Raw genomic sequence first — 22,570 nt, 5'->3', positions numbered from 1 at the left:
AACGCACGGCGCTGGACAGGCGAATGCCTCTCGGTCAGCCGGGGTAAGCGTTACCCGTTTTTCTCGCTGAACGGCTTATGCCCGGACGAGAAAAGCGCAGGCACGCGGCGCTTCGTTTTCGGAGACAACATGTCAGTCTTGCTAACACTAGCCAGGATCATTGACCGCATCAATGAGGCTATCGGTCGATTCATAAGCTGGGCGCTCCTGCTGGCGGTACTGATCTGCAGCGGAAATGCCATCATGCGTTATGCATTTGACACCAGTTCGAATGCCTGGCTCGAAATCCAGTGGTACCTGTTCTCGGCAGTCTTTTTGCTGGCGGCGCCTTACACCTTGCGCCGCAACGAACACGTACGCATCGACGTTATCGCGGGCAAGTTCTCCAGGCGAACGCAGATCGGGATCGATATCTTCGGCATTCTCGCCTTCCTGATGCCCATGGCGCTGATCATGCTGAATTTCGCGCTGCCGTATGCATGGCTGTCGTTCCAGAATCAGGAAATGTCGAGCAATGCGGGTGGGCTGATCGTGTGGCCGGCGAAAATGCTTATTCCGTTCGGCTTTGCTCTGCTTGCGCTGCAAGGGGTATCTGAGTTGATTAAGCGAATCGGCTACTTCAGGGGAAGGGTGCCCGAAAGCGAATTCGAGAAACATGTGGCGGAACCAGTCGCGGAAAGAGCTGGTGAATGATGGCCGAATTCCTGACCGCCAATATTGCGCCTGTCATGTTCGGGTGCCTGGTATTCTTCCTTCTGACCGGTTTCCCGGTCGCGTTTTCGCTTGCGGCAAACGGCCTCTTCTTCGGCTATATCGGGATCGAACTTGGACTCCTGGATTTCAGCTTGCTTCAGGCATTCCCCAATCGCCTGTTCGGAATCATGTCCAACGATACCCTTCTTGCGATTCCCTTCTTTACATTCATGGGACTTGTCCTTGAACGGTCGGGAATGGCGGAAGATCTACTCGACACCATCGGTCAACTGTTCGGATCGGTGCGGGGCGGGGTGGCATATGCCGTGTTATTCGTCGGAGCATTGCTGGCGGCGACCACCGGCGTAGTCGCCGCATCCGTGATTTCGATGGGCCTGATTTCCTTGCCCGTGATGTTGCGGTATAACTACGACAAGAAAATGGCAACGGGCATCATCGCCGCCTCGGGTACGCTGGCGCAGATCGTTCCACCGTCGCTGGTGCTGATCGTGATGGCCGATCAGCTCGGGCGCTCGGTCGGCGACATGTACAAGGCTGCGCTCGTACCCGCGCTGCTGCTGATGGCGTTGTATGCCGGCTATATACTGGCGGTCTCCGTATTCAAACCGCGGTCCCTGCCGGCGCTGCCACCCGAGACGCGCAATCTTCGCGAGCCCGACGGCAGCAGCGGCATCCCTTCACTGCTGGTGCTGACCGCGGCGGCAATTGCCGCCTACTATGGCGCGACCGCGTATTTCGGCGGATCGGATACGGCATTCATCATGGCGCTGTCGATTGCAGTCGGCGGTGCGTTTCTACTGGCGCTGATTAACCGCTTCCTGAAAATCGGCCTGCTCTCCCGCATGGCTGAAAAAGTGGTATTCGTACTGGTCCCGCCGCTAGCGCTGATCTTCCTTGTGCTCGGCACTATCTTTCTCGGCATTGCGACACCGACGGAAGGGGGCGGCATGGGGGCGCTGGGTGCCCTGGTGCTGTCCATGCTGAACCGCCGAATGTCAGGAAGCCTGCTCAAGCAGGCGCTCGACTCCACTGCGAGGCTGTCGGCATTCGTCCTCTTTATCCTGATAGGTTCCAGTGTGTTCGCACTGGTGTTTCGCGCGATCAACGGCGACTTGTGGGTGGAGCATTTGCTGACGTCTCTGCCGGGCGGCCAGCTGGGATTTCTCATCGCAGTCAACCTGCTGTTTTTCGTCCTTGGATTCTTCCTGGATTTCTTCGAACTCGCTTTCATTCTCATTCCGCTTGTCGGCCCGGTCGCGGAAAAAATCGGCATCGATCTGATTTGGTTCGGTGTTCTACTCAGCATTAACCTACAAACATCTTTTCTGACGCCTCCGTTCGGCTTCGCCTTGTTCTATCTGCGCTCCGTAGCGCCCAAAGAAGTGAAGACCTCTGATATTTATTGGGGCATGCTGCCTTTTGTTTTGATCCAGGCCTTCATGGTGTTCCTGATCATTTATTTTCCGGCCCTGATTTCATCAGACGCCGCGACGGACATGAAGGAAAAACTCGAACTGCGTATCGAAACGCCAGGACCCAAGATGGACTACGGTGTGCCGGAGCTGAATTTCTCGACCGATGCATACGAGGGCGACAGCGAAGCTCCGTCGCCACGATTCTCAAGCGAGCCGGAAGAATGAAATAGTGTTCGGGACAGGGCTATGCCGTTGAGTCGCCAGTGTTAGGTTTCGCGGAAATCGGCACCTGCTTTTCGCGATCATGTTGCTGAGGGAAAAGCAAAATGAACTATTACCTCAATCCGCAGTCGGCTTAAGAGCAGGCAAGTCTATCTGAACGAGCCTGTCTCTCGGCAAATGAATAACACGCAAGGCCAGTCGGCTCCATCTGTTGGTGTATAGCGTCGCAATCCGAAAAGGAGGCATCATGTTGCATAGTCTGAAAGCAGTGGACGGCTTCCCTATCATGACACCCGATGGATTGATCGGGAAAGTGAAAGACCTGTATTTCGACGATTTCAGATGGGCGATTCGCTACCTGGAAGTCGATACCGGCGGATGGTTGAGTGGACGCCGGGTTCTCATTTCTCCAGCGTCGATAGTAGGCATCGATTGGGATCGCGAGGAGGTCATGGTGCGTCTCAGCCGCAAGCAGGTCGAGGAAAGCCCGGGAATCGAAACGGCGGCGACTGTGTCGCGTCAGCAAGAGGCGGCGTTGGCCAGCCACTATGGTTATCCGCACTACTGGGCGGGGCCGTATATCTGGGGATACACCGTTTTTCCCATGATGATGGAGCCGGCGACAACCGGCCCTGCCGCGGCACAAAACCCTGAGGAGCCGCCGCAGTCCGCTCTGCGGCACAGCGACCCTCATCTCCGCAGTAAGGATGAAGTCATCGGATATAACATCGAGGCGTCCGACGATGAAATCGGACATGTCGATGATTTTCTGTTCGACGATGAAAACTGGGCGATTTCCCACATGGTGATCGATACGCGCAAATGGTGGCCCGGAAGACGGGTTCTTGTATCGCCGACACGGATTTCCGGCGTCAGTTGGGAAGGCAAGCGGGTTAGCATCAATCTCTCCCGCGAGGAGGTCGAGCAAAGTGCAGCCTACGATGAAGCGCATTCTCCGGCAGCGCGGTATGACGAAGTTTATCGTCATGCCTCCGGTTTTTCGGAAATGCCGCCCTTTACTCCTGCCGATGCGATTGAACGGCACCGCAACCGAAAGCTGTGACTATGTTTTTCGAAAGCTGGAACAATTTATCGCGGGTGATCCTCATAGGATCGCTCGCCTATGCCGGACTGATCGTTCTCTTGCGGATAAGCGGTAACAGAACGCTTTCGAAAATGAATTCGTTCGATCTGGTGGTAACTGTGGCCTTCGGATCCACGCTGTCTACTATCCTGGTCAACCGCAATATCACTCTTGCGGAAGGATTGACCGCGGTTGCATTGCTTGTAGCGCTGCAATATGCCATCACCTGGTTGTCGGTCAGGTCGGCGCAGTTCAGTGGCATCATCAAAACCACACCGACCTTGCTCGTGAAAGACGGCAGATTGCTCGATGACGCGTTGAAAAAGGTGAGAGTAACGAAAGATGAAATTCATGCCGCGATCCGGCAGAACGGTATGGGCTCGGTGGACCAGGTGGGTGCCATCATCATGGAAACTGACGGAAGCCTGTCGGTGATCAGCCAGAGGAATGCAGGTGATCTGTCCGTACTTGAAGGTGTGAACGGCATATCCGATCGATAGGAAAGCCCTTCGAACATCGTGCAGATATTTTCACGCGTGCCGATGCGCCTCAATCCCGGTCGGCATGCGGGAATAGGATGCATCGGAGGGTTCGTGGATTGCCACCGGCTTTAAAGAAGCAAAATCGCTGCGGCGGTATGAGTTACCCATACTGCATGTCAGCTATGCAAAGAATTTTTACTTCGTCAAATGACAGTTTTCTGCCCAATCCCGTGCGGTGCAGATTCCTGTGTTTGTACGTATTGCCGTTGTGGCGCGAACCGGTATTCGATGATGCGAAATCCAACAACGCCTGAGTCAGGATTTGCAGGCCCAATGCGCGATTCAATTCGACCTGAAAGCATCATGACTTTGCTGGTCGTCGTATTTCTTGCTGACCTTGCATCTCTTTATGCATGGTGGCATGACCCGTCGGTTGCCAAGGAAAATCATGCTCTCGAAGTAGCGCAGGCAGCAATGCTTTTGGCTGCCTGCAGCATGCATGGCGGCCATGCGTATCGCATGAGACAAACACGGATATCGTTTCTCATGCATGCGGGCCTGGCTCTGCTGACGCTTTCATTTGCATTGCGTGAGCTGGATATTGATCGATTCGGCGATGCAAGCGTGTGGAGTGTTGTCCAGAGTACGCTTCGTACGCTTGCTGCAATGCTTTGGTTCGTCTTTTTTTCGCTGGTGATCAGGTATAGGAAAATCGTATTTGGAAGGCTTTTTTCCATCCTGTTAAAACCGCCGATGTCGTTTGCCATTCTGGCCGGCGTCTTTTTCATAGCCGGCTGGCCGTTCGATAAAGGCCTTGTCTTGCATAATGTCGCAATCTCCGAGCTGGCCGAAGAGACTTTGGAGCTTAGTGGCTGCGTTATCTTACTGGCTTCATCGTGTTTCCATCAAATGGCGCCGCGTCGTTGCAGTTTTCAATGGATAGAGTAACCCAGGGCCTCCTTCAATACCTTAGCGGAGACGATACGTGTTCGAAAGCATTGAAGAACAAGTGCAAACAAGCGTCGAATGGCTAAGCTTGTTTGTTGAAGCCTTAGGCGCGCTGGTAATCGCATTCGGCGTTGTGATTGTAGTGCTGCACCTGATACGGCATGCCTACGCGGCGCGGGGAACAAGCTTTACGTCGATACGCCTTGCATTTGCCCGGTACCTGACCCTGGCGCTTGAACTCCAACTGGCGGCCGACATTCTTTCCACCTCAGTCGCCCCTACCTGGGACCGTATAGGCAAGCTGGCCGCCATCGCCGTTATCCGAACTGCACTCAACTATTTCTTGAACAAGGAAATGAGGGACGAAGTGGCTAGCGAGGAGCCGGCACTGAAAAACATTCCGTCGCGGCCCGCCCCAGGTGAAGGTAATAAGGAGCGTCAGCCATGACTGAATCATCTCATCAGCGACAACTGCGGATCATCACTGAACCGATTCCCGCACTATGCCGAAGATGACCAGCCTGCCTGAAATTGCGCTGTTTATCATACCCCCTCTGGATCCACCGAAGGCGGAAGGTCCTGCCGCCGGAAGTCATGCGTCTCCGACGCTCTCATTGGCTTATCAATTGACGCAGCCGATGGCGCAGTTCGCGCTCCTTGCGCTGTTCTTCCTGCCAGTCTTCCCGCACTGCACGCCATAGCGATATCACCATCAGGAAAATCACAATGGTAAACGGCAGGGCAAAGACAATGGTCGCGGTTTGCACTGCCTTGATGCCACCGGCCAGCAGCAGGCTGATCGCGATGCCGGCAACCAGGGAGCCCCATATGATCTTGATACGGGGTGAAGGATCGGGATTTCCGCGCGTGCTCATCATGCCCAGTACCAGGGTTGCGGAATCGCCGGATGTGATAAAGAACACCAGTACCAGCAGCGTTGCGATGATCGACATCGCCATGCCCATCGGCATAGCTCCGAACATGGTGAACAGGGCCGTGGACACGTCCGCTTTCACTGCGGCGGCGATAGGTACGCTCTGCCATATCTCCATGTGAAGGGCCGTTCCGCCGAATACGGAGAACCAGATGAACGCAAGCAGCGACGGCGCCAGCACGGTTCCGATGATGAACTCTCGGATGGTCCGCCCCCGCGATACACGGGCAATGAACAAGCCGACGAACGGCGACCATGACACCCACCATGCCCAGTAGAACACCGTCCAGCCGCCGATCCAGCTGCTTTCCCGGAACGGAGTCATGCGCAGGCTCATGCGCACGAAATCACTGAGGTAGCTTCCCAAGGTATTGGTGAAGGTATCCATGATGGCGACCGTGGGGCCCAGCACGAAGACGGTCAGTGTCAATACCGCGGCGACCATCATGTTGAAGTTCGATAGCCACTTGACGCCCTTGCTGACGCCAGTCACGGCCGATGCGACGAACATTGCGGTGGTGATGACGATGATGATTACCTGCGCGGTTTTGCCGACTTCCAGTCCGAATAACACTCCCAGGCCGCTATTGATCTGCAGCGCGCCCATGCCAAGCGAGGCTGCGACACCGAATGCCGTGGCGACTACCGCCAGGCTGTCGAACAGGCCGGAAAGGCGACGTATCGGGCGCCAGGGCAGGGCGCAGATGGACTCGCTGACCAGCGCCGGACGTTGCCGCCGATATTGGAAGAAAGCGATGCACAGGGCAACGATGCTATACACCGACCAAGGATGCAGGCCCCAATGGAAAAAGCTGTAGCGGATCGCTGCATTCGCGGCTTCCGGCGTGGCTGACGCAATTCCGGGCGGCGCGGCGCTGTAATGCGATATCGGCTCCGCAACGCCCCAGAACACAAGTCCGATTCCCATGCCGGCGGCGAACAGCATTGCAAACCAGGCGCCCAGGGAAAATTCAGGTTCGTCTTCGTCGTTTCCCAGCTTGAGGCCGCCATAGCGGCTGCAGGCCAGGTAAGCGGCGAAGATGACGAGTGCCAGGACTGCCCAAAGATACAGCCAGCCAAAGTTCTTCGTAATCGATGCGAGCGCCGTTTCGAATACCGCGGCGAGCGAGGCCGGGGACAGGATACCCCATAGCACGATGCCGAAAATGAATCCGACGGATAGAATGAGCTGCATGTAATCTCCTGTTGCGAACGAGTCGCGCAATGTGCGCAGCCCGTGATGAAATGGCTTGCATCGGCTCCCAATGATGCATTCGCGCGTGGTGGGCAACCGTGGACGGCGCAGGGCTGCCGTGATGCGGATCGCCGTTAATCTGAATGAATAGTCTTCTTTGCCACGCGATGCGATGGCTGGAATGCATGGCCGAGCCCCTGAGCGCTACCGACTACGCCGGTAGCCACTATTTCAGGATACTGCGACCATGTTGGATGTATTCCACCGGTAATGCCGATGGCCAGACGAGCCGGAAATGCCAAGGCAAAACCACAGGGTTGAGCTTGGCTGCTCTTGTAAAAAGCAGGCCGCGACTGTAACGCGATTCCCTTAGGCGAAACTTAAACGCTGGAAGTTTGGTGGAAGCATGGAATACTGGAAGAGGCGCAGACAGTCGTGGAGGCAGTAATGCACAGGCATGCACCACTGCGCCAGGCATGTCCGGCCTGAACGCTCCAAGCCGCGAGCGTGTGTTTCGATGGCCGGAGATGCCTTCGCTCAGCGAGTCGATCCAATCCGCAGATCAAACCACGGCTTCCTTCAGGTTTCCCGCAGCCGAGGCCCGTCTGAGTTGCATGATTTCGTTCGACAGCTTTTGGGTATCGAACTGTGCGTGACAAACCTGGCATGCGGTATGCGGATGTCCGGGAACGAGGCCGACACCGCAGCATGTCGGAAGTTTGTTGTGGTCAAAGGAAAGGGCCATGTTATCTCCTATCTGTTGCGCCAAGCACGCGGGCCAGTCCAACACCTGAAGAAGTGAAGAGCTGATCAGCTTGAGGTGCCCGTCCACGAAAATACGTGACTCGCGATGGAGTTGAATATACGCAAGTAAACTTAGGTAGACCTTAATGCGGTGGAAATAGGCTGTCCAACGCTAGACAACAGGGGTACGGTTTCGTCCGGAGAGCGCGCCCGATCAGGATTGCGACTTCCGGCTGCGCGATCACCGCGCCGGTTGGAGATGTAGATAAGGTCCGCCCGTAGAAGCCAGTGCGCATCCGGGAGCAGCACGAAGTCGATGCATTTTGGCAACACTGTCTTAAGTTGAGCCTAAGAAAACTTGGGTATAGTGCATTCACCTCAAGCGAGGCGCAAGACACATGCGATAACACGGCGGTGTGATAACTCGTCATTGACGGGAAGGAAGCCGACCTTCGCGTACCACGCCGGAATACGACGTGGACTAGTGCCGCATGCTTGCTCGAACTGTTGCTCAAGGCTGCGTTCTTGGTAATGGCCAAAATCACCAGCTGCCGTTTCGGTCATTCGAACACGCGCTGCAAACAAGGAAGCACGGCTTTCCTTGCAAACCATAGACCGTGGATCACTGGAAGACTGGCGTCCCGCCAGGCCCGTTGATCTGATACCTACCAATAAATTCCAGACGCCAGCCATCTTCGCCGTTGCGTCTGCCTGTTTCAGGAGTTTAGGTGAGCCATCTTGATTTCGTTTCCTACGATGCTGCCCTTGCCATCATCGTTTGCCTGGCAATGCTGTCGGCATTGCTTTTGTTGAAGGGCTTCATAGTCCGCTATCTCAGGAAGATTGCGCACGAAAGGCCCATCCCCATGTTGAAGTACGCTGAGCAGATTGCCGCGGGCACGCGTCTGCCATTCTTCGCGGGCATTGCCCTCCTGGCCGGTGTCAGCCAGATAGAACTGTCGCCGGCAAACGCGCGATGGCTTGGCTATGGCTGGATCATTATCCTGGTGTCGCAGATCGCGCTTTGGGGCAACCGGATCATTACGGTGGCGATACAAAATGCCTTCGTCAAGCAGCGCGATACGGATCCCGCAAGCGCTACGCATCTGATGATTGCCGGGCTGGTCGGAAGGATCGTCCTGTGGTCCACTGCGGCCCTGGCGATTCTCGACAATCTCGGCTTCAACATCACGACTGTCGTGGCCAGCCTTGGCATCGGCGGTATCGCCGTCGCGCTTGCCGTGCAAAATATTCTGGGCGACATCTTCTCATCCGTTTCGATCGCCATGGACAAGCCATTCGTCATCGGCGACTTCATCGTGGTCGACTCCTATATGGGCACCGTCGAGTACGTCGGCATGAAGACGACGCGCCTGCGCAGCCTGGGCGGCGAGCAAATCATATTCTCCAATGCCGAACTACTGAAAAACCGGATCCGCAACTACAAGCGCATGCAGGAACGGCGCGTACTTTTCGAATTCGGCATCGCCTACGAAACACCGCTGGAGGAGATCGAAAGACTTCCGCAGACCTTGATGGAGATTATCTCGGCAAGTTACCTCGAGACTCGCTTCGACAGGGCGCATTTCAAGGGATATGGCGACAGCGCTCTGCAGTTCGAGGTTGTCTATTACGTACTTGATCCCGACTACAACAAATATATGGATATACAGCAGGAAATCAATCTGGCGCTGCTGGCTGCGCTTCGCGAGCGCAACATCGAGTTTGCCTATCCGACGCGGACCCTGCATATCGCGTCCGCGCCGAAAGACGCAATTGCGTCACGCATTGCGGAGAAACTGGTCGCGTAATCGGCCACCCTGAAAGGAGCAAAAAGGATGAAACTTCAATGGGCACGCCTGTCGCTGCGTTTCGTCGTACCGCTCGCACTGGTGCTGGCACTATGCGCCTACGTCGTTGTGCCACTGCTCGACAACCTGACGCTGCGCTGGTTCGTTCGCGACCTTGACATCCGTTCCAAGATGCTTGCCAGCACGCTCGAGGAACCCCTTCTCGACCATGTTCCGGCAAGGTCGCGGGCAAGGATCAACCAGTTGTTCAACAAGGCGATCGAGGATGAGCGCCTGTATGCATTGGCATTCTGCGATGTGAACGGCAACCGAATTTATTCCACGTCGACCTATCCGGCCGCGGTGGGCTGCCGCGACGAAGGGGAAGGCGTTGAGGGAGGCGACAAGGCGTTGGTTCACCTGCCCCGCGGACCGGTACATGTCGCCCGAAGTCTATTGATGCGCGATGGAGAGGTTCTCGGCAGGCTGGTGCTCGTGCACGACATGAGTTTCATTGAACGGCGCAGCAGCGACACCAGAAAGTTCGCGATCGTCTTTTTCATCCTGCTGGGCACCGTGATTTCCATGATTACCGTGGCGGTCGCGCACTTGAGCTGGCGCGGCTGGATCAACGGTGTCCGGGGCCTGCTGCGGGGAGAACTATTGCCCGCATCGCACTCCCGTCCGCCCCCGGAAGTCAAGCCGCTCGTCGGCGATCTGCGCGCGCTGCTGCATGAGTATCACCTCGAACGACAAAATCATCGCGACAGCGCCCAGGAATGGACGCCTGAACGGCTGCGGGAGCTGCTACGCGGAGAACTGGCGGGCGACGAGGTGCTCGTTGTATCGAACCGCGAACCTTATATCCATCAGCAGACCGCCAACGGCATTGAGGTTGCCCGTCCGGCGAGCGGATTGGTCACCGCCGTCGAGGCGGTAATGCGGGCCTGTTCCGGCACATGGATCGCGCATGGCAGCGGCAACGCCGACCGGGAAGTCGTAGACAAGCATGACCGCGTGCCTGTTCCGCCGGAATGTCCGGAGTACACGCTGCGTCGCGTCTGGCTGTCCAAGGAGGAAGAGCAGGGCTACTACTATGGTTTTGCCAATGAAGGACTGTGGCCGCTCTGCCATATCGCGCATGTTCGCCCAGTCTTCCGGTCATCGGATTGGGAGCAGTATGTGAAGGTCAATCGTCGCTTCGCCGATGCGGTGATTGCGGAGGCGCGTACCGACGACCCGGTCATCCTGGTGCAGGACTATCATTTCGCGCTGCTGCCGCGCATGGTGCGCGAAGCCTTGCCCCGCGCCACCGTCATTACGTTCTGGCACATACCCTGGCCCAATCCCGAATCATTCGGCATTTGCCCCTGGCGCGAAGAAATTCTGGCCGGTATGCTGGGCAGCACCATCATCGGCTTTCATACGCCGTTCCACCGCAAGAATTTTCTTGAAACGGTAGACCGCTACCTTGAAACGCGAATCGAGTCCGAAGCCTCAACCATCTCCTACGGCGGTAAGCTGACGCAGGTCGAACCCTATCCTATCTCCATTGCATGGCCCGGGACAACCGAGGTCAGCTCCGAAAGCCAAAGCGAATGCCGCGCCAATATTCGCAAGGCATTGGCCTTGCCGGCCGATCATCTGCTGGGCATCGGGGTGGATCGCCTCGACTATACGAAGGGGATCATCGAGCGCTTCCAGGCGGTCGAACGCATGCTTGAACTCAATCCTTCGATGGTGGGCCGGTTTACCTTCGTGCAGATTGCCGCGCCCACCCGTTCGTCGCTCGACGAGTACCAGAGTTTCGAGGCGCGGGTGAGGGCGCTGGCACTGCGGATCAATCAGCGGTTCTCGAACGGCAATTACATGCCGATCCTGCTGAAGGCCGAACATCATGATCAATACCAGCTCAACCGCTACTACCGGGCGGCCGATGTCTGCATGGTGACGAGCCTGCACGACGGCATGAACCTCGTGGCGAAGGAATTCATTGCGGCGCGCTCTGATGAGAAGGGGGTCCTGTTGCTGAGCCAGTTCACCGGCGCGGCCCGCGAACTTCACGAGGCTCTCATCGTCAATCCCTACCATATCGAACAAAGCGCCGATGCGCTGTATCGCGCAATCACGATGCCTGAAGCCGAACAAAGAGAAAGGATGCGCAGCATGCGAACACTGGTCAAGGATTTCAACGTCTACCGATGGGCAGGTCACATGCTGCTGGATGCGGCGCGCCTGCGCAAGCGGGAGCGGGTGATGCAAAGGATCGATGCCCACCACCGTCCGCCGCTGCGCCGGGTGGTATAGACATGGCGGTTTCATTTCTTGAACATGGCACCGGTCGTCTGCTCGACATCGTCCGGCCCGGAATGCTCTGCGCGTTCGACTTCGACGGCACGATTGCTCCCATCGTCGACGACCCTGCCGCGGCGCGGGTTGCGCCATCGGTGCTGCGGCGACTGGCGGTGCTGGCCGAATTCACACCGGTGGCGATCATTACCGGACGATCGCTGGAAGATATCAGCCTGCGCCTGGACTTCTTCCCGGAATTCGTGATCGGCAACCATGGAATGGAAGGCTTGCCCGGCGAGGAATGGAACGAAGAACGTTATCGGCTAAGCTGCCGCGCCTGGCTGCATGACCTGCAAGGCGCACTCGGCCGCGCCGGTCTCGATCCGGCTATCTGGATCGAAGACAAGATCTATTCCCTCTCGGTCCACTATCGCCTGGCACAGGATCCCCAGGCAATGGAAAGCAAGCTGCGCCGCCTGCTTGAAGACACACTCCCGGGCGTAAAGATCGTGGACGGAAAATTCGTATTCAATCTTTTGCCCGCCGATGCGCCTGACAAGGGGCAGGCCCTGGAGATGCTTCGCGATCTCGTCCGCGCTCCTAGCGCGCTTTACGTCGGTGACGATGTCACCGACGAGTCGGTATTCCATCTGCCGCACGACGATTTGCTGACGCTGCGCATAGAAAACCGCCCGGACACCGCTGCCGAATTCTTCCTTCCCGATCTTGCAGGAATGCCACAGTTTCTCGATATGTTGCTGGAGCGCCTGAGCGGGATACTGCATGCGGAGGCGGCTTCCAGCATGCGGCGCCATCGCTGAGAATCGCGTGCTCCGGCCGGCGATACGCCAGCACCGCGGACCGACTCGTCGAGCAGGCGGGCGGGTCCAACCGGTGCGATTTCACTAATAAATGCGAACTGCCTGTTTGAACATGAGGACCAACATATTACCCATGACGATGTTTCCAACCAATGGCAAGCCTGGCGGCGTGCCAGCGACCTTCGCGCCTGATCGGAGCAACCGGATGTTGCAAAGACCTTCCATGAACGGCTGGATCTGCAGCGGTAAAACCAGGCTACGCTGGTAGCCTGTTGCCGCCCTTGAACATCCGGTTGACTGAAATCTCCTGAAGAAACGCGGCGTTATTCGCCGTGAATCAAGCAATGAAATCTGATGCTATTCCGGACGCAGTGCAGCGCTTTGTACTGACGTCGATTCCCTCCGTACCGTTTCTGGAGGCGCTCCTGCTTCTTCAAGGCACGCCCGCTCTACGCTGGGATGCCGCCGGGCTGGCTCGCCGCCTGTATCTATCCGAGCGCGCCAGTGCAACGCTGCTTGAAGAGCTGCATGCAGCCGGTTTCGTCGGCTGCGATGCACCCGGTGTTTATTACTATGCTCCCCGCTCCGGCGATATCAGGGAGCTCATCGAGAATGTGAAAGTGGTATACGCAAAAAATCTGGTGGGCATCAGCAATCTGATCCACGCCAAGACAAACAGAAAGGCACTTCAGTTCGCTGATGCCTTCAAGCTGAGGAAGGATTCCTGACATGGGAGCGATAATCTATTCGCTGTGCGCATTGACCTCGCTGCTGTGCGCCGTTCTGCTGTTCCGCAGTTATGCGAGCTTCAGGCACCGGATTCTGCTCTGGAGCGGTTTATCCTTTTCAATCCTGTTCATCAATAACGGACTCGTCGTCATCGATAAAGTGCTCGTCCCGACTGTCGACTTGTCCATCTGGCGGCTGGTCTGCGCGCTCGTTGCGCTGATGCCGCTTCTTTACGGCCTGATCTGGGAGGAGGATTAATGGAAGACATTCTGACCGGTGCAATCGCAACCGCATCTTTTGTCGTTGCGCTCTATTTCTTTCGTTTCTGGAAAAGTACGCGCGACAAGCTGTTCCTTTACTTCGCCCTGGCGTTCGTCATCGAAGGAGGAAATCGGCTCGTACTGAGCGGATTGTTGCAAATGAGTGTCGGCAGTCTGGAGGAGTACTCTGTTTATCTACTTCGGCTAGCCTCCTATTCGCTCATTCTGATGGGAATCTGGGTCAAGAACCGGGGCTCCCGCCACAAGACACGCTGAACGGCGCGGCGATGCTCCCCAGTCGCAGGGAAGCTATCCGAACTGGCGGACCAAGTCGCCTGCGCCGCTGGCGTGCGGCCAAAAGCGCTTTCAGTGGCGGAGCAGCATGCACTACTTCATTCTTCACGCAAGACTCAATGAGCCGTAGCGCCTGTAGCCATGTCCTGCTGCTGGGCGCCCGCACCTCCGGCCATGCGACGGCATTCGTCAGCGCAACGGCGGCATGCTTGCGCGCACTCCTGGCAATGCCCCATCTGATGCTGTGCGCATTCATCCCCGCAAGCTTCACAGACATCGGCGCATACCCGGCAAAGCGCTGATGCCAGTTCGCTTCCGCGCGCCATATACGCCGCCGCCATGCGGCAGATCTCGGCGCAATCCATGTCGAGTGCGATGCAACGCGCCATCATTTTTACATCCTGCTCCTGCAGACAAGCTGCAGCGCAATGGTCGCACGCGGCTGCGCACGCATAACATGCGTCGATACAGGATTGGAATTGCTGGTTTGGCATGACTTTACTCCTTGAGGTTAAGAATGAATTGCAATGGCCATCACTGCATCGCGAGCCAAAGGAACTGCGGCCACCGCAGCCATCCGCTGCCTGGCGGCGGCATCCAATGCCTAACTACCTGCTGCCTGCATTGCTTTGCGCAGACCCGGAAGTTAGATCGGTTTTGCCGTGGGGCTGTAGCGTGTATTGTCTCGAGTCGAGGATTTGAAAATGCCCTACGCATCCACTGCTCCTTTATCTTTTCAACGAATGCTTGATCCGCCGTACCGATAATTTCTACGGAGCGCTTTTCAACCTGAGGCTGTTCACGACTTTGTCGACTCCGGGCACCGCCGACGCTGCCGCCACCGCGGTATCGATCTGCTGTTTGCTATCGACAAATCCCGCCAGCAATACAACCCCGCGATAAGTATCGACATTGATGGTTGCCGCTTCGGAAAAACCCTGACTTTTGGCAATGTTGGTTTTGACACGGGCCGTAATTGCGGTGTCGTCCAGCGCTTGACCCGTTGCCCTTGAATCGGGCGTCGCACTACATGCGCTCAGTATCGTAGCGAGTAGGGCCGCCGCCGCAATGTTTGCCTTGCTCATTGAAAATTCCTTTCAGAGAATGATGAACTTTGGTGATGCACCATTCTCGACAAGATAGCCAAGCCTTATTAAGCCGAAATTAAGGAAGCTTCGGTTTCCTGGAAAGACGGTGCACGGAATGGACTTGCGACGTGTATCGCCTGAATTGGCTACGGTCCTTAATTTTCATTTAAGTCGGTGTCTCTAGGCTCAGAAGCACGCACGAATCATGGACGAAGTTGCGTGCAAGCTTTCCTTCCGAGTATCAACCGACTTTTAGGAGATAGTCATGAAAAAAGGATCTCGACAATGGTTAGCCGTTGCCGCTATATCGGTGTCCGGCTTGATATGGAACACGGTGCCTGCAAGCGCGCAGGACAAGGGCGGCGCTACTAATGCGAAAGAAGCCTCGACGTCTAAGGCAGAAAGCAGTGCCGGGAGCATGCCAAACTCACAGCCAGGCACCACAAACTCTAGCGTTCGGTCTGACAACACCAGCGGTGGTGAATCAGCGAATGGAGCAAAGGCGGGCACAAGTGCAGGACAAGGCAAGTCATCCGCAAAGGACTCCACCGGTGCGCCGCCCGCTGGCCATCCGGCCGTCGGCTATCTGATGGTGCCGGTCACTGCGCCGGAAAGCAAGAACTGGATGAAGAAAGGCTGCTGGGCAAAATTCCATGACAACGAAAATTTCTCTGGTGACATGCTGACCTTGATGGGACCGGTGGATATGCCGGACATGAAGGGACCCTTTGGTATTGACTGGAAAGGAAAGATCTCGAGCGTTGAAACCGGTCCAAAAGCCCGCGTCATGGTCTATGACAACGAGAATTACAACGATCTTGTTGCAACATTCAAGCCTGGTCAGAAGTCAAAGGAAGTCAGCAAGAAGCTTGGATTCTTTGACGAGTTCTCTTCATTGAAGATCTTGTGTCCCGGTGCTTGAACGCGAGCGATAGCAAGGCAAGGCGGAAAGGTCGTCTTGCCGCAGTTTGATCGTCATGTATCTCATGCATCTAAAGCTAAATTTTCAATGTTGCAAGGACTTGGGGAATAGGCCCACCAGCGGAAGGTGGACGCACATCTAGCATCCGTCGAGAAGGATGTATCCGGATGCGACGATCTATGAAGGAGTTAAACCATGAAAAGAAAATTCGGTCTCGTCGTCGCCTTCGCTTTCTTCTGCGTACCGCCTGCGTTCTCGCAGGAGAAAACGGTCGTTAATAATTGTTGGGTTCGTCCGGGCACCTTGTGCGCGGATATGAATCTGAATTCTGTGGATATGAGCATGGCTGATTTGTCGAATTCACAGTTTTCAGGTTCAAACATGGAAGGGGCGACTCTTGCTGGCACTATTCTGACCGGGGCCAATCTGACTCGCACCGATTTGACGCGTGCCAATCTGCGCAAGGCAAACTTGAGCAATGCCGACCTCAGGGCAGCCAATCTCACAGCCGCAAGCCTTGGCGGCGCCAATCTGAGTAACGTCAATCTCGAGAATCTGATCGGTACCAGCGCGGACTTTACAAACGCGGTAATGCGCGGCGCGGATCTGGCAGGCGCCGAAATGCGGGGCGCGACGCTTCAGGATGCGGATGCACAGCGGGCAAATTTCCGTTCCGCGAATCTGACCGCAGCGGATTTCAGAGGGGCAAATCTGGAAGGCGCAAACTTCACCAACGCTACGTTGCGCAATGCCAACCTGACTGGAACAAGGCTGGACCGTACGATGTTCAATGGAGCCGACATGACAGGATGTATCGGATGTCCCCCATCGCAGAATCGATCCCCGCGCTAAGTTGTGCTTGATAGGCCGCTGCACGGTCCATGTCCGCGCGCGTAGTGCCCGGCCGTCGTCCGTACGCGTGCGCTCTTCAGCGAGGCTCCGAACCGTTCGCTGCACTTATCAAGCACAAATTCAAGGAGGACGTTTTCATATTGTCCTGATATGTCGCCGGGATGTCGGCACTGGATGATGGAACCTGGAGAATAGCAGCCAAGGCAGACTCAGATAGCCGGAGATGAAATTGCATGCCACGCACTGATGACAACGGGCCAACGCATCCTCAGTTCGCGATCACTCGTGAACGTCTTCAAATACTCCATCGTATCGAAGCGGTGCTGGAAACGCCGCTGGCGATATGCGGCCTGTTGTGGCTCGCCTTGATGGTCATTGAACTGGTGCGGGGCCTTGGTCCTTGGGGAAGCAGGGCCGTGACCGTCATCTGGGTCATATTCGTTCTCGACTTCCTGCTGCGATTCGTACTTGCCCCGCGCAAGCTTGCCTATGTCCGGCGCAACTGGCTCACGACGATCGCACTGGTGTTGCCGGCGTTGCGGGTATTCCGCTTCGTAAGGGCATTTCGGTTCCTTGGGCAATTGCGTGGATTGCGGCTCGTCCGTATCCTGAGTTCGGTCAATCGCAGTATGAAGGCGCTGGGCAAGACGATCCGGCGGCGTGGTTTCGGCTATGTCTCTGCGTTGACGCTTCTTGTAACGTTGTCGGGCGCGGCCGGCATGATGTCGTTCGAAAACAATATTGCCGAAGGAGGCGGGCTGAATGATTTTTCGACCGCACTCTGGTGGACGGCAATGCTGATGACGACGATGGGAAGCGAGTATTGGCCGAAGACAGCGGAAGGCCGGCTGCTCTGCCTGGCTCTGGCGATCTATGCATTTGCTGTATTCGGCTATGTGACGGGAACGATTGCAACTTACTTTATCGGACAGGATGCGGAGGCTGAACGTTCGTCGGCGAAGCAAGAGGAGAAGGTGGATCGCCTGATCACGGAGGTGGCAGCACTCAGGAGCGAGATTCAGAATCTTAAAACGAGAAAGGATTAGCGCGCCGCCCGGAAAAACGGATCGCGGACCGAAGTTTGAGTTTGGAATAAATCATCTGAATGAAAACGAAATAAGCTCGGACAGGTCGAACTCGGAAGTCTTTTCCGATCACAGCGATAGACGTTGCCGGAACCGGGTCTGAACCGTTACTTGAGACGCTACCCGAACCATTGACCACAGGATACGGTAGAGACGGCGTCATCTCACACCCGGCATAGCGTTACCGAATACTTCTTGAAAAAGCGAGCGAACGCATGAATTTTCAATGGTCAGAAGCGACGCAATCAGTGCAGACAATGGCAAATGGGTTCATCGAGCGCCTTCCCCACTTTGCCATAGCCGTTGCGGTATTCGTCTTGTTTGTGATTGCCGGCCGGATCGTGCGCAAGCTCATCCGCGCGTTCTCCGAGAACCACCGCAAGCATCGCAATATCGGCATGGTGCTTGGGCGGCTTGGCTTCGGCATCAGTATCTTCATTGGCCTGCTGATTGCCCTTGTGATTGCGATCCCGGGTTTTACGCCGGGACAGCTGGTCAATCTCCTCGGTCTGTCCAGCGTGGCAATCGGCTTTGCGTTTCGCGATATCCTGCAAAACTTCCTGGCCGGGATTCTGATTCTGCTGACCCAACCCTTTCGCATTGGAGACCAGATCATTCTCTCGTCCTTTGAAGGCACGGTCGAAAACATCGAGACGCGCGCCACTTTCCTGCGTACTTACGATGGGCGTCGCATTGTCATTCCCAACTCCGAACTGTTCACCAACGCGGTGACGGTCAATACCGCATACGACAAGCGCCGGCTTGAATACGATATCGGCATCGGTTACGGGGATGACATTGCGAATGCCAAGCGAATCATCATGGATGCAATAAAAGGCGCTCCCGATGTGCTCGACGACCCGGCCCCTGATGTGCTTGTGGTCGACCTTGCGGAAAGTTCGGTCAATCTTCGCGCGCGCTGGTGGGTGCACCCGCCGCGTCAGATGGATGTACTCAATGTGCGCGATACGGTACTGGAACGGGTCAAGAATGCATTGATGGCGGCTGGTGTCGATCTTCCATTTCCTACGACGCAGGTCCTGTTTCATGACCAGACCGAGGAAACAGACGGCGACCGCGCGCGTCAGCGAGAGGGATGGCCGCGGGGCAGGGAGGCGGTTCCTCGACAGGCGCGCATCAGCAAGATCCTGTCCACCCTTGCGGAACGTCGTGCCGGTTCCGACGAACCTAAGCGTTCATAGCGCGTTCACTTATTCGGTTCATGCCCCCCTGGCCAAGCCGGGACGAGCGCACGCCGGCCCGCAATCCACATCGGTAGCAGCTGATGGAAAGGCAACGCGAAGCTCCGTGGTGAAGGCAGCTTCGCGTCCCGATCCGGCTACTTGCTCTTGCTACATATTTGAACCGGTGTTTGAGGTCGAGTCCTGGTTGCTGGCGCCGGCCTTGCCCGTGCTTGTAGCTGCGCCGCTGTTGCCGGCGCTCCCGCCCAGATCCACAGTATTGGCACCCGGACGGCCTGTGACCGCCGCACTTCCTGTCATAGGTGGCTTGCCGCTGTCGGTATTGCTTGCCGTACCGGAGTCGCCGCTTGATGAGCTGCGCGTCGGTCCCGACTTGTCGTTGGCCGCGTAGAGCTGCAAGCCGGTCAGCATTGCTTCATTTGTCTGCAGCAGGGCCTGGTTAATCTGCTTGACGGCGTCGTTGCGCGCTTTTCCCGCTGGCTGGTTCGCGAGGGCATCCGCTGCTGAATAAAGACGGTCACTGGCTGTTTTCATTTTGTCGAGCGATTTCTTGTAGTTGCTTTCGTTTGCGTTTGCCGTCAGCAGTTCCGGGGGCAGGGCCGCCATTGCGCTCTGGACTCTAAACAGTGCTTCGTTTCCTTCCTTGATGGCCTCGGTGCGCTTTTCACCCGCCGGCATGCGTGCGAGTGTTTGGATGGATTCGCGCAGAGCCTGGGCCGCACTGCGCAGGTTCTGGATCGCCTTGTCATCGTTGGTGGCATCAGCACCCGATGTGTCCGACCGGCTTGATTGTCCCGACTGACTCGATGCGCCGCTACCGCCGTTTCCGGCTACGGGACTGGTCTGCGCGGTTGTCGTCTGCGCGATTGCGACAGGGTATGCTCCCGCCAGGATACCGGCCAGCATAGCGGCCAGAAGATTTCGTTGTGTGTTCAGCTTCAAGATAACCTCCGTTTAGGTAGAAGAGGCCAGATGCTTTTCGCAAGGGCCGAAAACATAAAGACGGTTTTTTCAGACCATACCCGACCACTCGGGAGCAACCACGCTCGTCCACTCGGCTTCCCGAGAAGGGATTTGTCCATAGCGCTTAATCTAAAGCGCTTGAATTAAGCAGAAATTAACCTGTTGGTTTTCCTAACTACCAAGTCGGGATGCGATTGACTGAGGTTTATGTTTGATGTAACCGATAATCCTCCGACGAGCGAAACGCCGGGGAAGATACCTGTAATGACCGACTTTGTTATGGAAACAGTCATCGCTACCCTGAACACGATGAAACCAATGCTTGGGGGGGAAGAATGGAGGCGATAATGCCAGGCGATGCGATCAGTCCCGGCGGACGAGCCGTATCGCGTCCGGCCGCGATGGAGGAGCATCACTATGTCCGCACTGGCTCGACATGAGTCTCTGGTCAACGAATCAGCAATGGCGGCTCATGGGCATATAGCAACCGCATACATGTGAACCCCTCGTCCCGTCTCAGAGGGAAAAGGGAATTCAATAAAAGACATTCGAGCGATAATGTCACTTATTACTGCCAAGTAATCGGTGTAAGGTGAGACTTTAGGGGAACGTTTCACCATTGCGTACGACGGTTCATCGTAAGCACCTTACACGGTTGGCTGTCCGCAACCGTTTCGGAGCTTCGGCTTCACCAGTTGCGACATCGTAAGCATGGATGGCAGCATTGAACAGTCTCGACAGCGTTAGGAAGTCCGGTTTGTCGCCTCAAGCTGTCGTTCGCAAATGAAGATTGACTGACAGCAATCGGCCAGTAGCGGTCATTCGATGAGATATACTTCCTGCCATGACTATTGGACTTCCAGAAGCCATTACGAAACAGGTGTTCGATACACTTTCGGTTTTGAAGCATCATCTTGGTGAAGCCATTCAGGCGATTTACCTGTTTGGTTCGGCCATTCATGGAGGTTTAAAGCCATTTAGTGATATCGACCTGCTAGTTACAATAAATGCTCCCTTGGATGACACAACTAGAGCGGCGTTGATGTCCGAATTGTTATCGGTATCTGCCCCCCCGGGCACCGACCTCATCCGCCGTGCGCTTGAAGTAACCGTCCTGGCACAAGAAGACGTGCTGCCATGGCGATATCCAGCAAAACGCCAGATGCAATTTGGCGAATGGCTGCGTGACGATATTAACTTGGGAATTTATGAGCCGGCCATGACAGACCATGATTTGGCTATCTTGTTGACAAAGGTACGGCGGCATAGCCTTGCTTTGTACGGTCCCGCAGCCCAGGAATATTTCAACGAAATTCCTGCCATTGATATCCAGCGTTCGCTTCTGGACACGTTAGCGCTCTGGAATACAGAGTCAGACTGGGAAGGAGATGAGAGAAACATTATCCTCGCCCTCGTACGCATCTGGTACACGGCTACAACAGAAGACATTGCTTCCAAGGATGACGCCGCAAATTGGGCTTTGGGGCGGCTGCCTGTGGAATGCCAACAAATTGTTGCAGCTGCAAGAGATGGGTACCTGGGGCTAGAGGTGCCAGACCTAGTGGGTTTTCCAAAAGAGCGGGAAATGCTTCTGAATCACATTCGGTCCAACGTAATAGCGATTCTGCGGCAAAAAATTTAGAGATGAGCGGGCAAACGTCGGCTTCGGGTCGCCTGTTGTCTGTCGCTGCTGAATAGCCAAGGTCTGGAACGTGGCCCATAGCAGCCGGCCTTGCGATGTCCCGGAATCATTGCGTGCGGCCAGGGACTATGATTAACAGCTTGTCTCGACGCTTAGAACCAGACATCGGGTACACGTGGCTTCGCGCAATAATTGGTCATTGCTCCCATGTGCATGGGATTGAAGCGGAATTGAGTTGTGTCAGGATACCTCTATTGAGTAAAAGTAGGTTGGCATGATCGGACATATGCAAATCCTGATGTTTCTCAATGTTTATTGGCAACACCTCGGCATAGTCATTTCCCATCTTCAATCGCTGTCTCTTTTTCTTTCATGGCAAATTCCTGCATATTTTTTAAGACCAAGTTGCTGGCTCCGCTAGTCCTATTCATGATGCTTAGCATGCTTGGAGGCTGTGGCGGATCGAATAAGGAAACAGTTCCCGCTCAGCTGGGTAGTGAACAACCATCGGCAGGTGCTCCGGTTCTGCCGCAGCTGACGCTGATTGCAGGGAATACCGGTGGCGCAGGCTTTACAGATGGAATCGGAGCCTCCGCCCGATTCAATGCGCCAAGTAGCATTGCGGTGGGTGCGGATGGTGCCGTGTATATTGCAGATACTGGAAACAACGCCATCCGCAAGATGGTAGACGGCTCCGTAACGACGTTGGCTGGTTTTCCCGGAGCAGGCGGACATGCTGATGGAAACGGAAATGCAGCAAGGTTCAAAAGCCCGAAAGCGATAACGGTGGACACGCTGCATAATGTCTTTATTGGTAAGCACTTGGTGAACTCACCTTGTCACGGAAGTGACGTATAAGGATGATCGTGCCCACTTATCTTAAGTGGATCCT

23 protein-coding genes are annotated in these 22,570 nt (G+C 55.8%); 18 read left to right on the top strand and 5 right to left on the bottom strand.

The window, feature by feature from the left end; translation table 11 throughout:
- The first annotated feature begins 129 nt into the window (after positions 1 to 129).
- The 6 genes from RY831_RS28905 (at position 130) to RY831_RS28880 (ending at position 5,313) form a co-directional block, all read left to right on the top strand.
- Positions 130 to 693, top strand: a complete 564-nt coding sequence (locus RY831_RS28905) for a TRAP transporter small permease subunit (RefSeq protein ID WP_326509797.1) — start codon at positions 130 to 132, stop codon at positions 691 to 693.
- The gene (locus RY831_RS28900) at positions 693 to 2,354 is read left to right on the top strand and encodes a TRAP transporter large permease (protein ID WP_326509814.1); all 1,662 of its coding nucleotides are present in this window, start codon (positions 693 to 695) and stop codon (positions 2,352 to 2,354) included. Before RY831_RS28905 ends, RY831_RS28900 begins: the two co-directional genes overlap by 1 nt.
- A gap of 211 nt (positions 2,355 to 2,565) precedes the next feature.
- Positions 2,566 to 3,414 carry a PRC-barrel domain-containing protein gene (locus RY831_RS28895; protein WP_326509796.1) on the top strand — a complete coding sequence of 283 codons (849 nt, stop codon included), beginning with the start codon at positions 2,566 to 2,568 and terminating at the stop codon, positions 3,412 to 3,414.
- A 2-nt stretch (positions 3,415 to 3,416) separates the two neighbouring features.
- Positions 3,417 to 3,935, top strand: coding sequence for a DUF421 domain-containing protein (locus RY831_RS28890; protein WP_326509795.1), 519 nt, complete (start codon positions 3,417 to 3,419; stop codon positions 3,933 to 3,935).
- Between the two features lie 345 nt (positions 3,936 to 4,280).
- On the top strand, positions 4,281 to 4,865 hold the full coding sequence (locus tag RY831_RS28885) for a hypothetical protein (protein WP_326509794.1): 585 nt from the start codon (positions 4,281 to 4,283) through the stop codon (positions 4,863 to 4,865).
- A 37-nt stretch (positions 4,866 to 4,902) separates the two neighbouring features.
- On the top strand, positions 4,903 to 5,313 hold the full coding sequence (locus RY831_RS28880) for a DUF1622 domain-containing protein (RefSeq protein WP_326509793.1): 411 nt from the start codon (positions 4,903 to 4,905) through the stop codon (positions 5,311 to 5,313).
- 163 nt (positions 5,314 to 5,476) lie between these two features.
- On the opposite strand, the gene RY831_RS28875 is transcribed toward RY831_RS28880, so the two are convergent.
- On the bottom strand, positions 5,477 to 6,994 hold the full coding sequence (locus RY831_RS28875; RefSeq protein ID WP_326509792.1) for a BCCT family transporter: 1,518 nt from the start codon (positions 6,992 to 6,994) through the stop codon (positions 5,477 to 5,479).
- A 562-nt stretch (positions 6,995 to 7,556) separates the two neighbouring features.
- Positions 7,557 to 7,739, bottom strand: coding sequence for a hypothetical protein (locus RY831_RS28870; protein WP_326509791.1), 183 nt, complete (start codon positions 7,737 to 7,739; stop codon positions 7,557 to 7,559).
- Positions 7,740 to 8,466: 727 nt separating this feature from the next.
- Here RY831_RS28870 and RY831_RS28865 point away from each other — a divergent pair.
- From RY831_RS28865 to RY831_RS28840, 6 genes are all read left to right on the top strand, one after another.
- Positions 8,467 to 9,549 (top strand): mechanosensitive ion channel family protein, encoded by a 1,083-nt coding sequence (locus RY831_RS28865; protein ID WP_326509790.1) that lies wholly within the window; start codon positions 8,467 to 8,469, stop codon positions 9,547 to 9,549.
- Between the two features lie 27 nt (positions 9,550 to 9,576).
- On the top strand, positions 9,577 to 11,835 hold the full coding sequence (locus tag RY831_RS28860) for an alpha,alpha-trehalose-phosphate synthase (UDP-forming) (protein WP_326509789.1): 2,259 nt from the start codon (positions 9,577 to 9,579) through the stop codon (positions 11,833 to 11,835).
- A gap of 2 nt (positions 11,836 to 11,837) precedes the next feature.
- The gene (otsB, locus tag RY831_RS28855; RefSeq protein ID WP_326509788.1) at positions 11,838 to 12,641 is read left to right on the top strand and encodes a trehalose-phosphatase; all 804 of its coding nucleotides are present in this window, start codon (positions 11,838 to 11,840) and stop codon (positions 12,639 to 12,641) included.
- 332 nt (positions 12,642 to 12,973) lie between these two features.
- Positions 12,974 to 13,369 (top strand): hypothetical protein, encoded by a 396-nt coding sequence (locus RY831_RS28850; protein ID WP_326509787.1) that lies wholly within the window; start codon positions 12,974 to 12,976, stop codon positions 13,367 to 13,369.
- Between the two features lies 1 nt (position 13,370).
- The gene (locus RY831_RS28845) at positions 13,371 to 13,628 is read left to right on the top strand and encodes a DUF5985 family protein (protein ID WP_326509786.1); all 258 of its coding nucleotides are present in this window, start codon (positions 13,371 to 13,373) and stop codon (positions 13,626 to 13,628) included.
- Complete coding sequence (locus RY831_RS28840) at positions 13,628 to 13,906, top strand: DUF5985 family protein (protein ID WP_326509785.1); 279 nt, start codon at positions 13,628 to 13,630, stop codon at positions 13,904 to 13,906. Before RY831_RS28845 ends, RY831_RS28840 begins: the two co-directional genes overlap by 1 nt.
- A gap of 134 nt (positions 13,907 to 14,040) precedes the next feature.
- Here RY831_RS28840 and RY831_RS33545 read toward each other — a convergent pair whose 3' ends face one another.
- On the bottom strand, positions 14,041 to 14,418 hold the full coding sequence (locus tag RY831_RS33545; protein ID WP_496196648.1) for a four-helix bundle copper-binding protein: 378 nt from the start codon (positions 14,416 to 14,418) through the stop codon (positions 14,041 to 14,043).
- Positions 14,419 to 14,694: 276 nt separating this feature from the next.
- Complete coding sequence (locus RY831_RS28830) at positions 14,695 to 15,009, bottom strand: BON domain-containing protein (RefSeq protein ID WP_326509784.1); 315 nt, start codon at positions 15,007 to 15,009, stop codon at positions 14,695 to 14,697.
- A gap of 268 nt (positions 15,010 to 15,277) precedes the next feature.
- Between RY831_RS28830 and RY831_RS28825 the strand changes: the two genes are divergently transcribed.
- The 4 genes from RY831_RS28825 (at position 15,278) to RY831_RS28810 (ending at position 19,073) form a co-directional block, all read left to right on the top strand.
- Positions 15,278 to 15,934 carry a beta/gamma crystallin domain-containing protein gene (locus RY831_RS28825; RefSeq protein ID WP_326509783.1) on the top strand — a complete coding sequence of 219 codons (657 nt, stop codon included), beginning with the start codon at positions 15,278 to 15,280 and terminating at the stop codon, positions 15,932 to 15,934.
- A gap of 195 nt (positions 15,935 to 16,129) precedes the next feature.
- Positions 16,130 to 16,786 (top strand): pentapeptide repeat-containing protein, encoded by a 657-nt coding sequence (locus tag RY831_RS28820; RefSeq protein ID WP_326509782.1) that lies wholly within the window; start codon positions 16,130 to 16,132, stop codon positions 16,784 to 16,786.
- Between the two features lie 233 nt (positions 16,787 to 17,019).
- Positions 17,020 to 17,832: an ion transporter gene (locus tag RY831_RS28815; protein ID WP_326509781.1), complete on the top strand. Its 813-nt coding sequence runs from the start codon at positions 17,020 to 17,022 to the stop codon at positions 17,830 to 17,832.
- A 296-nt stretch (positions 17,833 to 18,128) separates the two neighbouring features.
- Positions 18,129 to 19,073 carry a mechanosensitive ion channel family protein gene (locus RY831_RS28810; RefSeq protein WP_326509780.1) on the top strand — a complete coding sequence of 315 codons (945 nt, stop codon included), beginning with the start codon at positions 18,129 to 18,131 and terminating at the stop codon, positions 19,071 to 19,073.
- Positions 19,074 to 19,223: 150 nt separating this feature from the next.
- Here RY831_RS28810 and RY831_RS28805 read toward each other — a convergent pair whose 3' ends face one another.
- The gene (locus RY831_RS28805) at positions 19,224 to 20,015 is read right to left on the bottom strand and encodes a hypothetical protein (RefSeq protein ID WP_326509779.1); all 792 of its coding nucleotides are present in this window, start codon (positions 20,013 to 20,015) and stop codon (positions 19,224 to 19,226) included.
- Positions 20,016 to 20,880: 865 nt separating this feature from the next.
- Between RY831_RS28805 and RY831_RS28800 the strand changes: the two genes are divergently transcribed.
- On the top strand, positions 20,881 to 21,678 hold the full coding sequence (locus RY831_RS28800; RefSeq protein WP_326509778.1) for an AadA family aminoglycoside 3''-O-nucleotidyltransferase: 798 nt from the start codon (positions 20,881 to 20,883) through the stop codon (positions 21,676 to 21,678).
- A gap of 441 nt (positions 21,679 to 22,119) precedes the next feature.
- Entirely contained in the window at positions 22,120 to 22,536 is a 417-nt protein-coding gene (locus tag RY831_RS28795; RefSeq protein ID WP_326509777.1) for an NHL domain-containing protein, read from the top strand.
- Positions 22,537 to 22,570: the final 34 nt, after the last annotated feature.

The sequence above is a fragment of the Noviherbaspirillum album genome, assembly GCF_035916955.1.
In the GTDB taxonomy this organism is placed as follows: domain Bacteria; phylum Pseudomonadota; class Gammaproteobacteria; order Burkholderiales; family Burkholderiaceae_D; genus Noviherbaspirillum; species Noviherbaspirillum album.
Note: the sequence above shows the minus strand (reverse complement) of the source record. Positions and strands in the feature narration are given on the sequence as shown.

What these genes read in the sequence shown, in the direction of transcription:
- RY831_RS33545 (WP_496196648.1), bottom strand. Translation starts at nt 14,418, where the DNA reads ATGCCAAACCAGCAATTCCAATCCTGTATCGACGCATGTTATGCGTGC.
- RY831_RS28905 (WP_326509797.1), top strand. Translation starts at nt 130, where the DNA reads ATGTCAGTCTTGCTAACACTAGCCAGGATCATTGACCGCATCAATGAG.
- RY831_RS28825 (WP_326509783.1), top strand. Translation starts at nt 15,278, where the DNA reads ATGAAAAAAGGATCTCGACAATGGTTAGCCGTTGCCGCTATATCGGTG.
- RY831_RS28830 (WP_326509784.1), bottom strand. Translation starts at nt 15,009, where the DNA reads ATGAGCAAGGCAAACATTGCGGCGGCGGCCCTACTCGCTACGATACTG.
- RY831_RS28870 (WP_326509791.1), bottom strand. Translation starts at nt 7,739, where the DNA reads ATGGCCCTTTCCTTTGACCACAACAAACTTCCGACATGCTGCGGTGTC.
- RY831_RS28845 (WP_326509786.1), top strand. Translation starts at nt 13,371, where the DNA reads ATGGGAGCGATAATCTATTCGCTGTGCGCATTGACCTCGCTGCTGTGC.
- RY831_RS28810 (WP_326509780.1), top strand. Translation starts at nt 18,129, where the DNA reads ATGGCAAATGGGTTCATCGAGCGCCTTCCCCACTTTGCCATAGCCGTT.
- RY831_RS28800 (WP_326509778.1), top strand. Translation starts at nt 20,881, where the DNA reads ATGACTATTGGACTTCCAGAAGCCATTACGAAACAGGTGTTCGATACA.
- RY831_RS28860 (WP_326509789.1), top strand. Translation starts at nt 9,577, where the DNA reads ATGAAACTTCAATGGGCACGCCTGTCGCTGCGTTTCGTCGTACCGCTC.
- RY831_RS28815 (WP_326509781.1), top strand. Translation starts at nt 17,020, where the DNA reads ATGCCACGCACTGATGACAACGGGCCAACGCATCCTCAGTTCGCGATC.
- RY831_RS28840 (WP_326509785.1), top strand. Translation starts at nt 13,628, where the DNA reads ATGGAAGACATTCTGACCGGTGCAATCGCAACCGCATCTTTTGTCGTT.
- otsB (WP_326509788.1), top strand. Translation starts at nt 11,838, where the DNA reads ATGGCGGTTTCATTTCTTGAACATGGCACCGGTCGTCTGCTCGACATC.
- RY831_RS28885 (WP_326509794.1), top strand. Translation starts at nt 4,281, where the DNA reads ATGACTTTGCTGGTCGTCGTATTTCTTGCTGACCTTGCATCTCTTTAT.
- RY831_RS28875 (WP_326509792.1), bottom strand. Translation starts at nt 6,994, where the DNA reads ATGCAGCTCATTCTATCCGTCGGATTCATTTTCGGCATCGTGCTATGG.
- RY831_RS28795 (WP_326509777.1), top strand. Translation starts at nt 22,120, where the DNA reads ATGCTTGGAGGCTGTGGCGGATCGAATAAGGAAACAGTTCCCGCTCAG.
- RY831_RS28900 (WP_326509814.1), top strand. Translation starts at nt 693, where the DNA reads ATGGCCGAATTCCTGACCGCCAATATTGCGCCTGTCATGTTCGGGTGC.
- RY831_RS28820 (WP_326509782.1), top strand. Translation starts at nt 16,130, where the DNA reads ATGAAAAGAAAATTCGGTCTCGTCGTCGCCTTCGCTTTCTTCTGCGTA.
- RY831_RS28890 (WP_326509795.1), top strand. Translation starts at nt 3,417, where the DNA reads ATGTTTTTCGAAAGCTGGAACAATTTATCGCGGGTGATCCTCATAGGA.